The organism is Bradyrhizobium sp. S3.7.6 (genome assembly GCF_054061875.1).
On the sequence record NZ_JBSSEQ010000001.1, the window covers coordinates 3,840,468 to 3,856,411 of the forward strand.

A 15,944-nucleotide genomic window follows, 5' to 3' on the forward strand; every position below is an offset into this window, starting at 1 on the left:
CAGGTCCAACTCACGGTCGCAGGAGACGCCATGCTCACCGTCCATCATCTCGGCAAGTCGCAATCCGAGCGCATCGTCTGGCTCTGCGAGGAACTGGGAATTCCCTACGAACTGAAGCGCTACGCGCGCGATTCCGTCACCATGCTGGCGCCGCCCGACTACAAGGCGCTGCATCCGATCGGGAGTGCGCCCGTGATCACGGACGGCGACCTCGTGCTCGCCGAGTCCGGCGCCATCGTCGATTACATCATGGCCAAATACGGCGATGGGCGCCTTGCGCTCCGCCCTGATCATCCTGATTTCGCGCAGTTCCTGTACTGGTTTCACTTCGCCAACGGCACGCTGCAGGCCGGCATGGGCCGGCTGATGATCCTGAACCGGCTCAAGCTCGCCGAGGACAATCCGATGCTGGTCGCGAGCAGAGGGCGTACCGACCGCGCCTTCGACCTGGTCGATGCGCGTGTTCGCGACGCCGAATATCTGGCGGGCGACACCTTCACCACCGCCGACATCATGATGGGCTTCTCGCTCACCACGATGCGCTACTTCCAGCCCTATGACCTGTCGCGCTGCCCGAATGTGATCAAATATCTCGGCCGCGTCGGTGCCCGCCCGGCCTACCGGCGCGCGATGGAGAAGGGCGATCCGGGAATGGCGCTGCTGCTGAGCTGAGCCGCAGAACGGGTCATGATCAGTGCGCCATATGTTTGGTCGCGCGCTCGATCAAGTCGCTCAGCCTCGAGACGAATTTTGCGAGGATCGGTGAGGCATTGGTTTTGTGATAGCCCACGACGAGATCGATCGTCGGCGCCTTGCCCCTGAGCGGACGGCTGACGACGGACCAGGGCAGGAAGTTCTTGACGTAGCCCGGGAGCAGCGCGAAGCCGCGGGTGGAAGCCACCATCGACACCGCCATGGCGATGTTGTCGGCATCATGCGCCGTCGCGATCGGCAGGCCGCTTTCGCGAACATGGCTGTTGATGATCTTGAGGAGCTCGGGAGCGGTGTCGGAGACGTTGACGAAGGGCGTCCCCTCCAGTTTGGCGAGGTCGATGCGGTCGAGCTTGGCGAGGCGATGGTCGCTTGGGAGCACTGCGACCAGCGCCTCCTCGATCACGGTCTTGTAGACGAGGTCCGCTGAGCTTGCCTCGCGCCGCATGAAGGCGAGGTCGAGGCTCCCGCGCCTCAGGCCGTCGGCCAGCACAGGCGAAAAATCGCTCGTCACAGTCACGTCGATGTTCGGCAGTTCGTCGCGCAGCACGCGCATAGCCTCCGGGAGCCAATCGATTTCCTGACCGGTGAGGAAGCCGAGCGCAAAACGCGACTTCTCGGGGCGGCCGGCGCGCCGCGCCGCCTCGATCGCCGCATCGGCCTGCGTCAGCGCAAGGCGCGCGTGATCAAGGAAGGCCCGTCCCGCGGCCGTCAGTACGACGCCGTGCACGCTGCGTACCAGCAGAGGTACACCGACCTCGTATTCGAGATCGCGAATCTGGCGGCTGAGCGAGGGCTGCGCGGTGTGCAGCCGCTTCTCGGCGGCGACCGTCAGGCTGCCTTCCTCGGCCACGGCGATGAAATAACGGAGATGACGCAGCTCCATGAAGCATACCTCCTGGGTATGCCATGGAGCTTACAAAGTCTTTTTCAAAGCTTCCAGCCTACACCAGATAGCACTCCAGCAAAGGGCGCTGCATCGACGCCATACCTGATTGGCAGGGAATGGGTTGCCGACGCCCGGCGAAGGAGAATGACCATGACCGATCTCAAGGGAAAGACTGCTCTCGTCACCGGCGCCTCGCGCGGCATCGGCCGCGCCTCCGCACTGGCGCTCGCAAAGCGCGGCGCGCAGGTGCTGGTGCACTACGGCCAGGGCGCCAAGGAGGCCAAGGCCGTCGTCGCCGAAATCCGCAAGAGCGGCGGGCGGGCCGATGCGATCGGGGCCGATCTCGGCGCCCCGGACGGGCCGCATCAACTGGCGACCCGCGTGCGTGGCATTGTCGGCGATCGGCTCGACATTCTGGTTGCCAATGCCGGCATCGCCAAGTCGGCCGTGATCGAGGAAACGACGGTTGAGGATTTCGACCGGTTGTTTGCCGTCAACGTTCGCGCACCATTCTTCCTGGTGCAGCAATTGCTGCCGATCCTGCATGAAGGCAGCAGCGTCGTACTCGTCTCTTCGCTTGCCGCCCATGCGGTGGTCGGGACGCTGCCGGCCTATGCCGCGACCAAGGGCGCGATCGATACGCTGGTGAAGCACTTCGCGGCAGCGCTCGGTGCGCGCGGCGTGCGCGTCAACGCGGTGGCACCGGGCGTGGTGGGGACCGAGATGTCGTCCTTCACCAAGACCGATGCGGGGCGCGACTACACGCTCGGCATGCAGACCTTGAAGCGGATTGCCGAGCCCGACGACATCGCGGACGCTGTTGCCTTCCTCGCCTCTCCCGACGCACGCTGGATCACCGGCGACACCATCCACGTCGACGGCGGCTCGAAGCTCTGAGCCGTGGCCGGGTGGCCGAAGCGCATTCGGCTGCCCGGTTCACGCGATCCGGTTCGTGGTCGTTGACCGCTCGCTCGCCAGCTGCTTCTGCAAGCGATCGATGTTTTGCAGCAGGCGCTGGCTGGTCAGCACCAGGAAGTAGTAGCCGAACTGCGGGTCCTGAAAATAGATCTCGAGCAGGCGGTCATAGGTGATCGTGAGCACCTGTCCGTCCTCGACGCATTCGATCGTTCCGGTGCGCCGGTTGTCCGGCGTGAGGAAGCCGAGCTCTCCCATGAGGGCTCCGGGCCCGATCTCGACATTGATCTCCTTGACCAGGAACTTGCCGGTGACCGTGAGGAGCATCTCCTTGGCCGGATCGCCCAGTTTGAAGAGCGTATCGCCACTGCGATATCTGCGCTCGGTCATGAACGGCTTGAGCCACTCGATCGACATGTCGCCTTCGGCCGCATGGCGCGCCTTCTTGACCAGCTTGAGCATCTGCCGCAGGCGCAGGGCGTTGATCGGAAGCAGCAGCAGATAGAGGAGGAAGGTCGAGACGTTGGCCGAGAGCGCGCCGAAAACGGCGAAGAACGCACAGCCGACCATGTTGGCGACGCGCAGCGGCACCATCGTCCGCATCAGGAGGGTGGCGACGAAGAAGCCGGCGCCGACCGCGGCGAACAGATTGGCTAGCGTGATGTTTTGGACAAAGATCTCCAGCAACCGGTTGAAGATCGCGTCGTAGGTGACGTTGTTGGGATCGAGGCCCATCTGGACCAGGATCTTTGCGATCCTGAGGTTGTCCGTCGCCGCATCCAGAATGCGGTCGAGGATCGAGGAAATGTCTGCGCTGCCGGACGGCATGTACTAACCCCGCGTAAGGCCTTCAGTCCTGGTCGGTATGCTCGACACGTATAGCCGAAATCGAATGACGACCGCTTGAAATGAAGCCTTCGGCCGCCATGCCGCAAGAGGCAAATTTTAGCCTGATCGGGCGTTTCGGCAATTGCCCGTTGGTTGTGCGCATGGCCGTGGCGCGCCCGTGATTCGGGCCCCCCGGGGGCGCGGGCTTCGGCGTCGTGGACCGTGGCGCCTCCCGACGGGGCGGGGGCGCAGGGCGACCGGCCCTTACGGCTTGGCGGCGGGTTGCACGACCTGCTGCTCGACGAGGTCGAGGTGCCCCGGCAGCGAACCGGCGCGCAGCAACATCGCGACGCTATTGGCTTCCTCCAGGGTGAAATTGCCGGAGATCTGGCCCGAGCCGCCGGTGATCGGCTCGCGGATCACGGGGGCGGAGATCACCTTGCCGTCGAGCACGATGGCGAAGGGCCTTCCGATGTTCTCCTCGGTGACGTGGGCAAAGCGCCGCGTGCCGCGGCCATTGAAACGGAACGAGGCGATCGGGTCTTTCGTGCCGCTGGCAAATCCCGGGCCGGCATAGCTGATGTCGTCGCCGTCGAGTGCGCTGTCCCTGGCGACCAGGTAATGGCGCTCGTCCTTGAAGCCGGGCAGGACTTCGGTGCCCGTGGGCGGCGTGCCGGATTGCGCCTGCTCCGCGGGCATCGAGAGGTCGATCAGGCGGAAGCTGACCTTGACCTTCCTGGCGAAGACCGCGGTCACGCGGGCGGGCTCCATCATGCCCGGGATGAAAATGCGGATGCGATCCGTGCCATCCGGCAGGACGCTGGCGAGGTTGATGCCGGCATCCTTGAGGCGCTGCTCGATCATGGCGATGGAATCTTCGACGAGATCGCGCAGCCGGGCCGCGGATGCGGCATCGGTCGGCGCGAGCCTGACCAGTCCGTCGCCGCCGTCGGTCACTGTGAGTGCATGCGATGGCAATCCCTCCGCGGCCGACGCGAGCTTGCGTGCGAGCTGTTCGCGGCCCTTGGCATCCGCGATCTTCACCTCCACGCCGGCGTCGCGGATCGCAAGACCGGAGAAGGCGATCTTGCCCTCGCGCAGGGTCTTGTAGACATCGTCGCGCAAGTCGTGACGACGCTCTCGCGCAAGCCGCCGGTATCGACCTTGTAGACGATGCGCGAGCCGCCCAGCTTCTCCATCTTGTCGGCGACGAAGGCGGCGATCCTGGCACGCATCTTGTCGAACTGGCCGTCCTCGGCGCGCGCCGCGCGAGGCAGGATGATCGCCGAAGTCATGATCGCTGAAGTCATGATCGCTGAAGTCATGATCGCCGAGGTCACGGCGAGCGCGACAATCAGCCGTGTGACGCGATCCCGCGGGGGCGTGGTCATGATTTCCTCAAGTCTTGCGGCAGGACGCTGGCAGGGGAGTCCGATGCATGTTCTTGGTCCCCGGATCGGGCGGGGAGGTTCAATGGCCTCGAAGACGCGTGCTACGGCCGTAGCCGTTCGGCCATGGACGAACGCTCAATCATCCATCATTCTGTCCGCGCTCGACCGGCCATCGGCCGAGGCCTCGCCGACCAAAATGTCAAAAAGACAGGGGGCGGGGAAATGCATCTGAGGGAGGACGGAATTCCATGGCGGGCATCCACGCGCTCGATCGGTTCATCGGCAACGACTATCCGGACTTCGCGACGGACGCAGAGGTCCGGGCCTTCGAGCAGGTCCCTTACGCCGATCGCGTCGCGGCCGAGAGCACCTATGACGCCATCAGGCTCGGTGCGGCGCGCAATCCCGACGGCGCCGCGATCCAGTTCCTGCAAAATGCCGATCCGGCCGATACGCCTGTGATGGTCACCTATCGCGATTTCGTCGCGCGCGTCACGCAGGCCGCCAACATGTTTCACGCGCTCGGCGTCGAGAAGGGCGACGTCGTCAGCTTCATGCTGCCGCTGGTGCCCGACGCCTTCGTGACGCTGTTCGGCGCCGAGGCCGCGGGCATCGCCAATCCCGTCAATCCGCTGCTCGAGCCGCACCAGATCGCGGAGATCCTTGAGGCCGCGAACACCAAGGTTCTGGTTGCGCTCGGGCCGATGCCGGGCACCGACATCTGGCAAAAGGTCGAGCAGATCCGCCCGCAGCTGAAACATCTCAAGGCGGTCGTGCAGGTGTTCGGCGGAGGCGATCCGGACAAGGGCATCTTCGCCTTCAACGACCTGATCAAGCAGCAGCCGTCCGACCGGCTTATCAGCGGGCGCAAGATCCTGGGGAGCGACATCGCCGCCTATTTCCACACCGGCGGCACCACCGGCACGCCGAAGCTCGTGCGGCACACCCACGCCAATCAGGTCTATCAGGCCTGGGCGCTCAATCTGCTGCTGAAGTCGAAGCCCGGCGCCAACATGCTGTTCGGCATGCCGCTATTCCATGTCGGAGGATCGCTGACGCAGGTGCTGCTGATGCTGTCCGCCGGCGGCTCATTGGTCGTGCTGTCGCCGAGCGGCTGGCGCAATCCGAATTCGGTGAAGAACATCTGGGGGCTGGTGGAGCGCTTCCAGCCGGAGGCGCTGTCGAGCGTGCCGACGGTGCTGGCGGCCACGCTTGCGGTGCCGCCAGGCAATGCGGACATCTCCAGCCTGAAATATGCCGCCGGCGGCGGCTCGGCGATTCCCGTCGCCGTCGGCTCGGCGATCCAGGAGAAGCTGAAGCTGCCGGTGGTCGAGGTCTACGGCATGACCGAGACCTCGAGCGTGCACACGCTCGCTTATCCCAGCCGGCCGATCCGGCTCGGCTCGGTCGGTCTTCCCATGCCTTACGCGCGCGTGCGCATCGTGCAGCTCGATGCCGACGGCCGCCTGATCCGCGACTGCGCAGCCGACGAGATCGGCGTCGTCATCATGGCCGGGCCCGGCGTGTTCGGCGGCTATCTCAACGACGAGCACAACAAGGGCGCGTTCGTCGACGATGTCTGGGTCAACTCCGGCGACCTCGGACGTCTCGATGCCGACGGCTACCTCTGGATCACCGGCCGCGCCAAGGATCTCGTGATCCGCGGCGGCCACAATATCGATCCGGCGCCGATCGAAGAGATCATGTTTCGCCATCCCGCCGTCGGCTTCGCCGCGGTGGTTGGCCAGCCCGACGCCTATGCGGGCGAGCTGCCGGTCGGTTACGTGCAACTGAAGCCGGGCGCCACGGTCGAGCCGGGCGAGTTGGAAGCCTGGGTGCGCGAACGCACGCCGGAGCGCGCGGCCGTTCCGGTGCAGGTCATTCCGATCGATCCGATGCCGGTGACCGGCGTGGGCAAGGTGTTCAAGCCGCAGCTGCGCTGGGATGCCGCGCAGCGCGTGTTCACCAAGGTGCTGTCGCCGATCATCGCGCGCGGCATCGACTGCAAGGTGAAGGTCGGCGCGCATGGCAGCCACGGCTCGATCGCCACTGTGACGCTCGCGGGCCTGCCAGCAGACCAGCGCGAACTCGTCGCTGGCGAGGTGCACACGCTGCTCGATCCGTTCGTGATGCGGCACGAGGTGGTGCAGGCGTAGGTAAGGGCACGCGAGGCTTGCGCGCCTCGCCGCGAGCGCGCATCATCCTCTCAAAAAATGGGGGGAAGCCGATGCCTGAACTCTCTCGCCGCCGTCACCTTCAACAATTGTCGGCCGTGTTCGGATCCGCTGCGCTGTCCGGATTGTCACGGCCGGCATGGGCGTCAGAGCCGGACATTCCGCCGGAGGGCATCGGCAAGGGCATCAAGCATATCTCGTACAGCGATGTCGGCGGCCGGCCCGACACCGTGCAGGTGATGTTCAACCGGCAGCACGTCTATGTCGGACACATGTTCAGCGACGGCGTGACGATCCTGGACGCATCCGATCCGCGCGCACTGAAACCGGTCAATTTCTTCACTGCCGGGCAATACACCCGCACCCACCATCTGCAGGTGGCGGAAGACCTGCTGCTGCTTGCGAACGGCGCCAACATCGTCGCGATGCAGTCCTACGACAGCATGCGCGGCTATTTCGAGAATTCGCTCGCCGACAGCATCACCAAGGCCAAGAAATTCCGCTCCGGCCTGTCGATCCACGACATCTCGAAACCGGGCGAGATGCGCGAGGTCGCGTTCCTCGAAATGCCGGGCTTCGGCATCAACCGGCTGTGGTGGCCTGGCGGCCGCTATGCCTATGTGTCGGCGCATTTCGACGGCTTCACCGACCACATCCTTTGCGTGGTCGATCTCAAGACCATCACCAAGCCGGAGATCGTCGCGAAATGGTGGCTGCCGGGCATGAACCGCGCGGCCGGCGAGCCGGCGACGCCCAAGGGCAAGCGCTTTGCGCTGCATCACATGATCACGGCGGGCGATCGCGGCTATGCCGCCTGGCGCGACGGCGGCTTCACCATCCACGACATCGGCGATCCCGCCAATCCGAAGCTGCTCTCGCACATCAACTGGTCGCCGCCCTTCGCCGGCGGCACGCATACGCCGCTGCCGCTGCCCAAGCGCCAGCTCGCCATCGTCGCGGATGAAGCCAATGCGGATCAATGCGCCAAGGGCCTGTTTCACACATTCGTGCTTGACGTGCGCGCGCCGCAAAATCCGGTGCCGATCGCGACGCTGCCGACGCCACGCGATCGCGACTTCTGTGCGAAGGGCACCTTCGGTCCGCATAATCTGCATGAGAACCGCCCCGGCTCCTTCCAGAGCGAGGAGACGATTTTCGCGACCTACAACAATGCCGGCGTCAGGGTGTTTGACGTCAGGGATCAGTTTGCGCCGAAGGAGATCGCGTATTGGGTGCCGCCGGTACCGAAGAAGCTGATCGATCCCCGGCCGAACGTCGCGCTCGCAGCCAAGACCTGCGATTCCTATGTCCGGCCTGACGGGCTGATGTTCGTGTCGGACTGGAATGCCGGAATGCACGTGCTGCAATATCAGGGGTAATCGCCGCGCAACGGGAGTCGGCGACTTGTCCGCCGTGGCCACCTCTTCCGATCGGGCGACGCCTCGCCGTTACCCGCGGATCGCCGCATTGGCCCTTTCGGCCGCGCCCGTCATCGCATCCTTGGCCGATTTCGCCCCGTTGACCACTTCATTCACGCCGATCATGAAGGCGTCCAGGATCAGTCTCGATTGCGGATGGAAAAGAATCGCCTTGGCGCGGTCGACGTCGGCATTCTGCAAATTGATCAGCGCCGCCTCGGCGGCCTGCGGACCGAACGCCTTCCTGAAGCCCTCGCTCGACCAGGCCGACACGCGTGTCGTCGCCAGCCCTGCTGCAGCAGTCTGCAGCGAGGTCGCCTTGCTCGTCGCCCAGAGCAGGAACAGGAAAGCCGCGCGCTTGTTTCGCGATTTGGAATTGATGCACGCCTGCCAGTGCGACATGAAGGGGACGGGGCCGCGACCGGCGAGATGCGGAAAGGTTGCAAACCCGGCCTGCTTGGCGACACGGCTTTTCGCTGGATTGGAAATGTCGGTCGCGAAGTTGCTGCTGTCGATCGCCATGGCCGTCCGCCCCTGCAGGAAGTCGTCCAGCACGTGGTACCATTCGTAGCTGCCGACGCCGGCAGGCCCGGCCTGACCGAGCAACTGTCCGTACATCTCGACGGCCGCGATCCCCTCCGGGCTCGCGAAAACGACCCTGTTGTGCTCGACCATGGCCCCACCGTAGGAGAACAGGAAGCCCATGGCTGGCGGGGAGGAATTGCCGCTCGCCTGGGCCCGCATCGCGATCCCCGACATCCCGTTGCTCTTGACCGCCTTGGCGGTGACAAGCAGCTCGTCGAAAGTCTGGGGTACCGGCTGGTCCTTGGCTGCCAGCGCATCGCTGTTGATGAACAGGGTCGTCGCCTCTGAGGTAATCGGGACCGCGTACCGTTCGCCGTCCGACCACAGCGGGAAGGCGCGGGCCGTCTTGAGCAGGTCGCTCTCGTCATACCAGGCGGGGTCGGTCAGCGACTTCATGGAATAATAGCCGTTCAGTGGCTCCACCCATCCGTTCGTGATGCCCTGGCCATAGGTCGTGAACATGAAGACGTCGGGCGTGCTACTGCCGCGAGCGAGCCTGATCGGCAGCGCGCCGAGGTAGGTGGTTTCCAGCTGGAAATCGATGGTGACGTTGATGCCGGTGAGGATGGTGAACTCCGGCAACAGCGGCGCGATCGCGTTCGACCACGGATGGATCGCACCCGAAAGTGCGATCGTCTGTCCCGCAAATTGCTTCCAGTCGATCGCGGCGTTGGCGTTAGCCGCAGCGGAATCCTCGGCAAAGCCCCATCGCGGCAGCGCGGTCAGGCCCGCGCCAGCCGCCCCCAGTCCCTTGATGAAACTGCGGCGGCTCGCCGGATGGCTCAATGAGTTTTCACCCTGTGCCATGATGATGCTCCTTGAATCAACCAAGGGCATTCATCCATAGCACACGCACGGTGCCGCAGTCCTGCGACATCACGGCCCGACCTCTGGCGTATCCGATGAATGTCGGGTTCCCGACCTCCTTATCCGTGCTATTGTCCCATCATGCTCTGGCGTCGGCACCAGAACACGCGCGGTCACACGAGCATCGAAGACCCACGGCCAATGTCCGTTCCTGTTCGGGCCCTGCCTCTGCGATGGTTTGCTCGTCCGCTGATCCTTGCGGTCGCAGTGCTTGTGACCCTGTTTGCCGCGACCAGCTTCCTCGGCCTGCAATATTGGCAGGAGCGGCAAGCAGCTCATCACTTCATCGAGCATAGCCGCCAGGTCCTCGAAACGCTTGATCGGCTGCGGGCGATCGTCGCGGAACTGGAGACTGAAAGGCGCGGGTATCTCATGACCCTCGACCCCGCCTATCTCAAGGCCTACGGCGTCTCTGACGAAAGCGTACGGCGCGAGGCTCAGGCGCTGCAGATGTTGGTGGCGGATGATCCGTTGCAGGGCCTTCGGGCCGGACATCTGGCGCTGACCGTTACAGCCACGCTGCGCGAGATCGACGAGCTGCTGAAGACGGCCGGCACGTCCGGGCTGGCCGCGCTGGCAATGATCCGCAGCATGGACGAGATCCGCTCGCAAATCGACCAGATGGTGGATCACGAGCGCTTTCGGCTCGCCGGCCGGGAGGCGCGCGCAGAAGCATTCGAGCAACGCTGGACCTGGCTGATCGCCGGCGCCGTTGTCCTCGTCGTCGCGCTGGCCGCAGCGGCGCTGGCGCTCGCGCGGCTCGAAGCGAAACGGCGGCGGGAGGCGACCGAGGAGAACATCCAGCTCCAGAGTGATCTTGCAGCACGGGATATCAAGATCAGGCGCCTGTTCGATGCCAACATCATCGGCATCATCATCTGGGAAGTCGAGGGGCGCATTCTCGAGGCCAACGATGCCTTCCTGCGCATCGTGGGATACGACCGGGAAGATCTCGCCGCAGGGCGCCTGCATCGGACCGACCTCACGCCGCCGGAATGGCGCGACCGCGACTTGCAGACCGTGACGGAACTGAAGCGGGTCGGGACGGCCCAGCCATTCGAGAAGGAGTATGTGCGGAAGGACGGAAGCCGCGTTCCGGTGCTGATCGGTGGGACCATGTTCGGAGAAGGTACGGATCATGGCGTCGGCTTCGTCCTCGATCTGACGGCTCTCAAGCGGGCGGAAGCCGAAGGCCGCGAACACGAGCGGCGCTACCGTGAAGCGCTGATGGAGCTCGCGCACGCCAATCGCGTCACCACGATGGGACAGCTAACCGCTTCGATCGCCCATGAAGTCAATCAGCCGATCGCCGCGATCGTGGCGAACGCCGAGGCCGGGCTGAATTGGCTGGAGGCGCGACCGCCAAACCTGGAGCGGGTTCGACAGACCCTCGACTGGATCACCGGTGATGGTATGCGAGCCGGCGACATCATCGGCCGGATCCGGGCGCTCATCAGGAACGCGCCCCCGCAAAAAGAGACCCTGGAGATCAACCCGGCGGTGCTTGAGGTCATCGCGCTGACACGCAGCGAAGCGTTCAAGAACGGCGTCTCGGTGCGAATGCAATTTGCGGAGGGCTTGCCGCCGATTCAGGCCGACCGGGTTCAAGTTCAGCAAGTGGTGCTCAACCTGATCGTCAACGCGATCGAGGCGATGGCCGCGGTCGGCGAGGGGGGACGGGAGTTGCTGATCAGCACCGGTCGGGATGCATCCGACGGCGTCCACGTCACCTTGCGGGATTCCGGTCCGGGGCTGGATCCGAAGAACGTGGATCGCCTGTTCGAAGCCTTCTACACCACCAAGCCCACAGGCATGGGGATGGGTCTCGCCATCTGCCGCTCGATCATCGAGGCGCATGGCGGGCGGATGTGGGCCGGCGCAAACGAGCCGCGGGGCGCCTTCTTTCAGTTCACCCTGCCTCTCGCCTCAGACGAGACCGCATCCAGCCCGCTGGAGACGGAAGAGCCAACGGGGCAACGCTCTGCGGCTCGATGACGGGCTCCGCGTTGCGTGGCCCTTTGGCGGCAATGTCGCCCGGGCCACGGCTGCCGCGAAGCGACGCTAGCCCGCCGGCATCCGCGTCTCCACCAGGCGCGCCCAGTAGGAGGCGCCGTGGCCGAGGATGTTGTCGTTGAAGACATAGGCCGGGTGGTGGCACTCGTTGCCGTCGCCCATGCCGACCAGGATCATCGCGCCGGGACGCGCTTCCAGCATGAACGAGAAGTCCTCGGCGCCCATCATCGGGATGAACTTGTCGTTGACGCGCTCGGCACCGACGATGTCGCGGGCGACGTCGGCGGCAAGGCCGGCCTCGCGCGCATGGTTCATCGTCACCGGATACATCCGCGTGTACTTGGTCTCGGCCGAGCCGCCATAGGCGCGGGCGACGCTTTCGGCGACCTCGCCGATGCGGCGCTCGACGAGATCGCGCACTTCAGGATCGAGCGTGCGGACGGTGCCGCCGAGCTCGGCGACTTCAGGGATGATGTTGAAGGCCGTGCCGGAGTGGAATTGCGTGATCGAAATGACGGCGGACTTCAGCGGATCGACGTTGCGCGCGACGATCGACTGCAGCGCGTTGACGATCTGCGAGCCGATCAGCACGCTGTCGACGGATTTGTGCGGACCGGCGCCGGCGTGGCCGCCCTTGCCGTGGACGGTGATCTGGATGTTGTCGGAGGAGGCCAGCATCGCGCCGGGCGTGGTCGCGAAATGGCCCTCGGGCAGGCCCGGCATGTTGTGCATGCCGTAGACCTCCTGGATGTTCCAGCGCGTCATCAAGCCGTCCTCGACCATCGCCTTGCCGCCGCCGCCGCCTTCCTCCGCAGGCTGGAAGATCATGATCGCGGTGCCGTCGAAATTGCGCGTCTCGGCGAGATATTTGGCGGCACCGAGCAGCATGGCGGTGTGGCCGTCATGGCCGCAGGCGTGCATCTTGCCGGGAACCTTGGAGGCGTAGGCGACGCCCGACGTCTCCATGATCGGCAGCGCGTCCATGTCGGCACGCAGCCCGATGGTCTTGCCGGAGGCCGACTTGCGGCCGCGGATCACGCCGACGACACCGGTCCGGCCGATGCCCGTCACCACCTCGTCGCAGCCGAATTCGCGCAAGCGATCGGCGACGATGCCGGCGGTGCGATGGACCTCGTAGAGCAGCTCCGGGTTCTCATGGAAGTCATGGCGCCAGGCGGCCATTTCGTCGGAGAGGGCGGCAACGCGGTTGACGATGGGCATGAGGGGATCCGTTTCTTGTTCGTGGGGTAGGTTAGCGTAGCGTAACCCACCGCCGTGTCACGAGGAATGGTGGGTGATGCCTGCGGCTAACCACCCGGCAGTTTCTACGGACGCGCGCTCAGCTCTCGCCGAACACGCGCTTGAAGATCGTGTCGACATGCTTGAGGTGATAGCCGAGGTCGAACTGCTCCTCGATCTCGGCGTCGGTGAGATACTTCTTCACTTCAGTGTCCTTCTTCAGGAGCTGGAGGAAGTCGCCTTCGCCGCGCCAGACCGGCATCGCGTTGCGCTGCACCAGCTTGTAGGCATCCTCGCGGCTTGCGCCCTTCTGGGTCAGCGCCAGCAGCACGCGCTGCGAATGCACGAGGCCGCCGAGGCGGTCGAGGTTCTTCTGCATGTTGGCGGGATACACCAGCAGCTTGTCGATCAGGCCGGCGAGGCGCACCAGCGCAAAGTCGAGCGTCACGGTGGCATCCGGGCCCATCATGCGCTCTGCGGAGGAGTGCGAGATGTCGCGCTCGTGCCAGAGCACGACGTTTTCCAGGGCCGGCGTCACATAGGCGCGGACCATGCGGGAGAGGCCGGTGAGGTTTTCCGACAGCACCGGGTTGCGCTTGTGCGGCATCGCGGACGAGCCCTTCTGCCCTTCGGAGAAGAACTCTTCGGCCTCCAGCACCTCGGTGCGCTGCATGTGGCGGATCTCCACGGCAATGCGCTCGACCGAGGAGGCGATCACGCCAAGCGTCGAGAAATACATCGCATGGCGGTCGCGCGGGATGACCTGAGTGGAGATCGGCTCGGGGACGAGGCCCATCGCCTTGGCGACGTGCTCTTCGACGCGCGGGTCGATCTGGGCGAAGGTGCCGACGGCGCCGGAGATGGCGCAGGTCGCGACTTCCTTGCGCGCCGCGATCAGGCGCTCCTTGGCGCGCGAGAATTCGGCATAGGCATAAGCGAGCTTGAGGCCGAAGGTCACAGGCTCGGCGTGGATGCCGTGGCTGCGGCCGATAGTCGGCGTCATCTTGTGCTCGAAGGCACGCTTCTTCAGCGCGGCCAGCACCTTGTCGAGATCGGCGAGCAGGAGGTCGGCGGCGCGGGTGAGCTGGACGTTGAGGCAGGTGTCGAGCACGTCGGAGGAGGTCATGCCCTGGTGCACGAAGCGCGCTTCGGGGCCGACGATTTCGGCAAGGTGGGTCAGGAAGGCGATGACGTCGTGCTTGGTCTCGCGCTCGATCTCATCGATGCGGGCGACGTCGAAAGTGGCGTCCTTGGCCTTGGCCCAGACCGTCTTCGCGGCCTCCTTGGGGATCGTTCCGAGCTCGGCGAGAGCGTCCGCCGCGTGCGCCTCGATCTCGAACCAGATCTTGAACCGGGTCTGCGGCTCCCAGATCGAGGCCATTTCCGGGCGGGTATAGCGGGGGATCATCAGACTGCTCCAGGAAGGTGGGCGGGCGGCCCAAGGGGGCGGCGACCGGCCAAAATGCTTTTTACGCCGTGATTTAGCAGAGCGGGCAGGGCGAAACAAACGATCTGGACCCCAGGCGAGGGGGATCGGCGAGCTATCCACCGCCCCTGGACCAGCCCAAGCTGAGGAGACGCCGCCCACAAAAGTTAACTGTCAATCACGGATCATTGACTGACAGATATTGAAATCTGTCAGCGGGACGTGTATATCCGTTCTCGGACGCTCCGATTGGGCGTCCCGCGGCGACCCGCCCGGGGAGCCCGAGGTCCGAAACAGTTGCGGATCGCGGGACATAAGGAGGTTGGGACCGCGGACGAATGGAGACTTAAGACAATGACGACCGAAATCATCAACTTCACCGGAACGATTGGGCATTGGCTCAATTTACTGGTTGCGCGCCAGATCGCGGCGCAGGCTGCAAAACTGCCTCATTAAGGCGAGAGCTTTCCGAAACGACCGGCACGGGCGCTTCGGAAGCAGCTCCATTGCCGGGTAACTGAGCCCTCAACGGGAACATGGTGCTGGCATGAATGAAGCCGTGATCTTGACGCCGGAGCGGATCCTCGAAGTCACCGAGGACGTTCTGCGGCGCTACGGACTTGCCAAGGCCACCGTGGTTGACGTTGCCCGTGCGCTCGATGTGAGCCACGGCAGCGTCTATCGCCATTTCCCGAGCAAGGCCTCGCTGCGCGAGGCCGTCGCCAAACGCTGGCTGGATCGCATCGACGCGCCGTTGCTGGCGATCGCCGAGGAGCAGGGGCCGGCGCCGGCCCGACTCGACCGCTGGCTGCGCACGCTGTTCGCCGCCAAGCGCTCGCGCGTGCTCGACGATCCCGAGATGTTCGACACCTATCTGACGCTGGCGCGCGAGGCTTGCGCCGCCGTCAAGTGCCACAAGGACACCATGATCGACCAGATCGCGTCGATCCTGACCGACGGCGTGAAGCAGGGCGTGTTCGAGGTGGGCGACGTCAAGGCCACCGCCCGCGCCATCTTCGATGCCACCGTCCGCTTCCACCACCCGGCACATGCCGACGAGTGGAAGGACGCCGATCTGCCCGCTCGTGTCGATGCGACCCTGGCGCTGGTGCTGCGCGGGTTGAAGGCGGCCTAGACCGACACGGTCCCGCCAAAGCGTGTAACTGTCGATTCAGCCTTTCGCCTTGTGCAAAAGGGCCTCCTCGCGAAGGGCAGGCGAGTGGGTCGATTGCCTTCCGTTGGAGGATGGGACAACCGGCGGGCTCTCCGGATATGTGTTCACCGCGATTTCGACAGCGTCCTTCGACCGCTTCCGAATGCGGTAGAATGTAAGCTCCTGATCGAGTGCGGGGCAGCGGAAGTGGACGACGGCCGTATCTGGCAAGCGGCAGAGTTCGTCGATGAGCTCGCCCACGGTGAGGAGCGGAGGATCGACGACCGTTCGGTGCATGGCCTTACTCATGGCGCAACTCCTTCACTCTGCTGCTA

General features: G+C 64.8%; 12 protein-coding genes and 1 pseudogene. 6 read left to right on the plus strand and 7 right to left on the minus strand.

Features of this window, described 5'->3' with window-relative positions; translation table 11 throughout:
- Nucleotides 1-30: 30 nt before the first annotated feature.
- Nucleotides 31-672, plus strand: a complete 642-nt coding sequence (locus ACVJ5M_RS18085) for a glutathione S-transferase family protein (RefSeq protein WP_354097473.1) — start codon at nt 31-33, stop codon at nt 670-672.
- Between the two features lie 19 nt (nt 673-691).
- Here the strand turns inward: ACVJ5M_RS18085 and ACVJ5M_RS18090 are convergent, their stop codons facing one another.
- Nucleotides 692-1,597 (minus strand): LysR family transcriptional regulator, encoded by a 906-nt coding sequence (locus tag ACVJ5M_RS18090; RefSeq protein WP_354097474.1) that lies wholly within the window; start codon nt 1,595-1,597, stop codon nt 692-694.
- Nucleotides 1,598-1,750: 153 nt separating this feature from the next.
- Here ACVJ5M_RS18090 and ACVJ5M_RS18095 point away from each other — a divergent pair, with 153 nt between their 5' ends.
- Nucleotides 1,751-2,497 carry an SDR family NAD(P)-dependent oxidoreductase gene (locus tag ACVJ5M_RS18095; RefSeq protein ID WP_354097475.1) on the plus strand — a complete coding sequence of 249 codons (747 nt, stop codon included), beginning with the start codon at nt 1,751-1,753 and terminating at the stop codon, nt 2,495-2,497.
- Between the two features lie 39 nt (nt 2,498-2,536).
- Here ACVJ5M_RS18095 and ACVJ5M_RS18100 read toward each other — a convergent pair whose 3' ends face one another.
- Both ACVJ5M_RS18100 and ACVJ5M_RS18105 read right to left on the minus strand, forming a co-directional pair.
- Entirely contained in the window at nt 2,537-3,343 is an 807-nt protein-coding gene (locus ACVJ5M_RS18100; protein ID WP_071912420.1) for a Crp/Fnr family transcriptional regulator, read from the minus strand.
- A gap of 264 nt (nt 3,344-3,607) precedes the next feature.
- Nucleotides 3,608-4,734, minus strand: a pseudogene (locus ACVJ5M_RS18105) (SecDF P1 head subdomain-containing protein).
- 248 nt (nt 4,735-4,982) lie between these two features.
- Here ACVJ5M_RS18105 and ACVJ5M_RS18110 point away from each other — a divergent pair.
- Both ACVJ5M_RS18110 and ACVJ5M_RS18115 read left to right on the plus strand, forming a co-directional pair.
- Nucleotides 4,983-6,890 carry an acyl-CoA synthetase gene (locus ACVJ5M_RS18110; protein ID WP_354097477.1) on the plus strand — a complete coding sequence of 636 codons (1,908 nt, stop codon included), beginning with the start codon at nt 4,983-4,985 and terminating at the stop codon, nt 6,888-6,890.
- A 71-nt stretch (nt 6,891-6,961) separates the two neighbouring features.
- On the plus strand, nt 6,962-8,287 hold the full coding sequence (locus tag ACVJ5M_RS18115; RefSeq protein WP_354097478.1) for an LVIVD repeat-containing protein: 1,326 nt from the start codon (nt 6,962-6,964) through the stop codon (nt 8,285-8,287).
- A gap of 69 nt (nt 8,288-8,356) precedes the next feature.
- Here the strand turns inward: ACVJ5M_RS18115 and ACVJ5M_RS18120 are convergent, their stop codons facing one another.
- Complete coding sequence (locus tag ACVJ5M_RS18120) at nt 8,357-9,718, minus strand: ABC transporter substrate-binding protein (RefSeq protein WP_354097479.1); 1,362 nt, start codon at nt 9,716-9,718, stop codon at nt 8,357-8,359.
- A gap of 201 nt (nt 9,719-9,919) precedes the next feature.
- Between ACVJ5M_RS18120 and ACVJ5M_RS18125 the strand changes: the two genes are divergently transcribed.
- Complete coding sequence (locus ACVJ5M_RS18125) at nt 9,920-11,773, plus strand: ATP-binding protein (RefSeq protein WP_166353247.1); 1,854 nt, start codon at nt 9,920-9,922, stop codon at nt 11,771-11,773.
- A gap of 66 nt (nt 11,774-11,839) precedes the next feature.
- Here the strand turns inward: ACVJ5M_RS18125 and ACVJ5M_RS18130 are convergent, their stop codons facing one another.
- Nucleotides 11,840-13,012, minus strand: coding sequence for a M20 aminoacylase family protein (locus ACVJ5M_RS18130; RefSeq protein ID WP_085404318.1), 1,173 nt, complete (start codon nt 13,010-13,012; stop codon nt 11,840-11,842).
- Nucleotides 13,013-13,130: 118 nt separating this feature from the next.
- Nucleotides 13,131-14,438 (minus strand): adenylosuccinate lyase, encoded by a 1,308-nt coding sequence (purB, locus tag ACVJ5M_RS18135; RefSeq protein WP_014494164.1) that lies wholly within the window; start codon nt 14,436-14,438, stop codon nt 13,131-13,133.
- A 565-nt stretch (nt 14,439-15,003) separates the two neighbouring features.
- On the opposite strand from purB, the gene ACVJ5M_RS18140 reads away from it, so the two are divergent.
- Nucleotides 15,004-15,591 (plus strand): TetR family transcriptional regulator, encoded by a 588-nt coding sequence (locus tag ACVJ5M_RS18140; protein WP_028158450.1) that lies wholly within the window; start codon nt 15,004-15,006, stop codon nt 15,589-15,591.
- A gap of 36 nt (nt 15,592-15,627) precedes the next feature.
- On the opposite strand, the gene ACVJ5M_RS18145 is transcribed toward ACVJ5M_RS18140, so the two are convergent.
- Nucleotides 15,628-15,918 carry a hypothetical protein gene (locus tag ACVJ5M_RS18145; RefSeq protein WP_166342494.1) on the minus strand — a complete coding sequence of 97 codons (291 nt, stop codon included), beginning with the start codon at nt 15,916-15,918 and terminating at the stop codon, nt 15,628-15,630.
- Nucleotides 15,919-15,944: the final 26 nt, after the last annotated feature.

Coding starts and splice junctions, on each gene's coding strand:
- ACVJ5M_RS18085 (WP_354097473.1), top strand. CDS start 31: ATGCTCACCGTCCATCATCTCGGCAAGTCGCAATCCGAGCGCATCGTC.
- ACVJ5M_RS18090 (WP_354097474.1), bottom strand. CDS start 1,597: ATGGAGCTGCGTCATCTCCGTTATTTCATCGCCGTGGCCGAGGAAGGC.
- ACVJ5M_RS18095 (WP_354097475.1), top strand. CDS start 1,751: ATGACCGATCTCAAGGGAAAGACTGCTCTCGTCACCGGCGCCTCGCGC.
- ACVJ5M_RS18100 (WP_071912420.1), bottom strand. CDS start 3,343: ATGCCGTCCGGCAGCGCAGACATTTCCTCGATCCTCGACCGCATTCTG.
- ACVJ5M_RS18110 (WP_354097477.1), top strand. CDS start 4,983: ATGGCGGGCATCCACGCGCTCGATCGGTTCATCGGCAACGACTATCCG.
- ACVJ5M_RS18115 (WP_354097478.1), top strand. CDS start 6,962: ATGCCTGAACTCTCTCGCCGCCGTCACCTTCAACAATTGTCGGCCGTG.
- ACVJ5M_RS18120 (WP_354097479.1), bottom strand. CDS start 9,718: ATGGCACAGGGTGAAAACTCATTGAGCCATCCGGCGAGCCGCCGCAGT.
- ACVJ5M_RS18125 (WP_166353247.1), top strand. CDS start 9,920: ATGTCCGTTCCTGTTCGGGCCCTGCCTCTGCGATGGTTTGCTCGTCCG.
- ACVJ5M_RS18130 (WP_085404318.1), bottom strand. CDS start 13,012: ATGCCCATCGTCAACCGCGTTGCCGCCCTCTCCGACGAAATGGCCGCC.
- purB (WP_014494164.1), bottom strand. CDS start 14,438: ATGATCCCCCGCTATACCCGCCCGGAAATGGCCTCGATCTGGGAGCCG.
- ACVJ5M_RS18140 (WP_028158450.1), top strand. CDS start 15,004: ATGAATGAAGCCGTGATCTTGACGCCGGAGCGGATCCTCGAAGTCACC.
- ACVJ5M_RS18145 (WP_166342494.1), bottom strand. CDS start 15,918: ATGAGTAAGGCCATGCACCGAACGGTCGTCGATCCTCCGCTCCTCACC.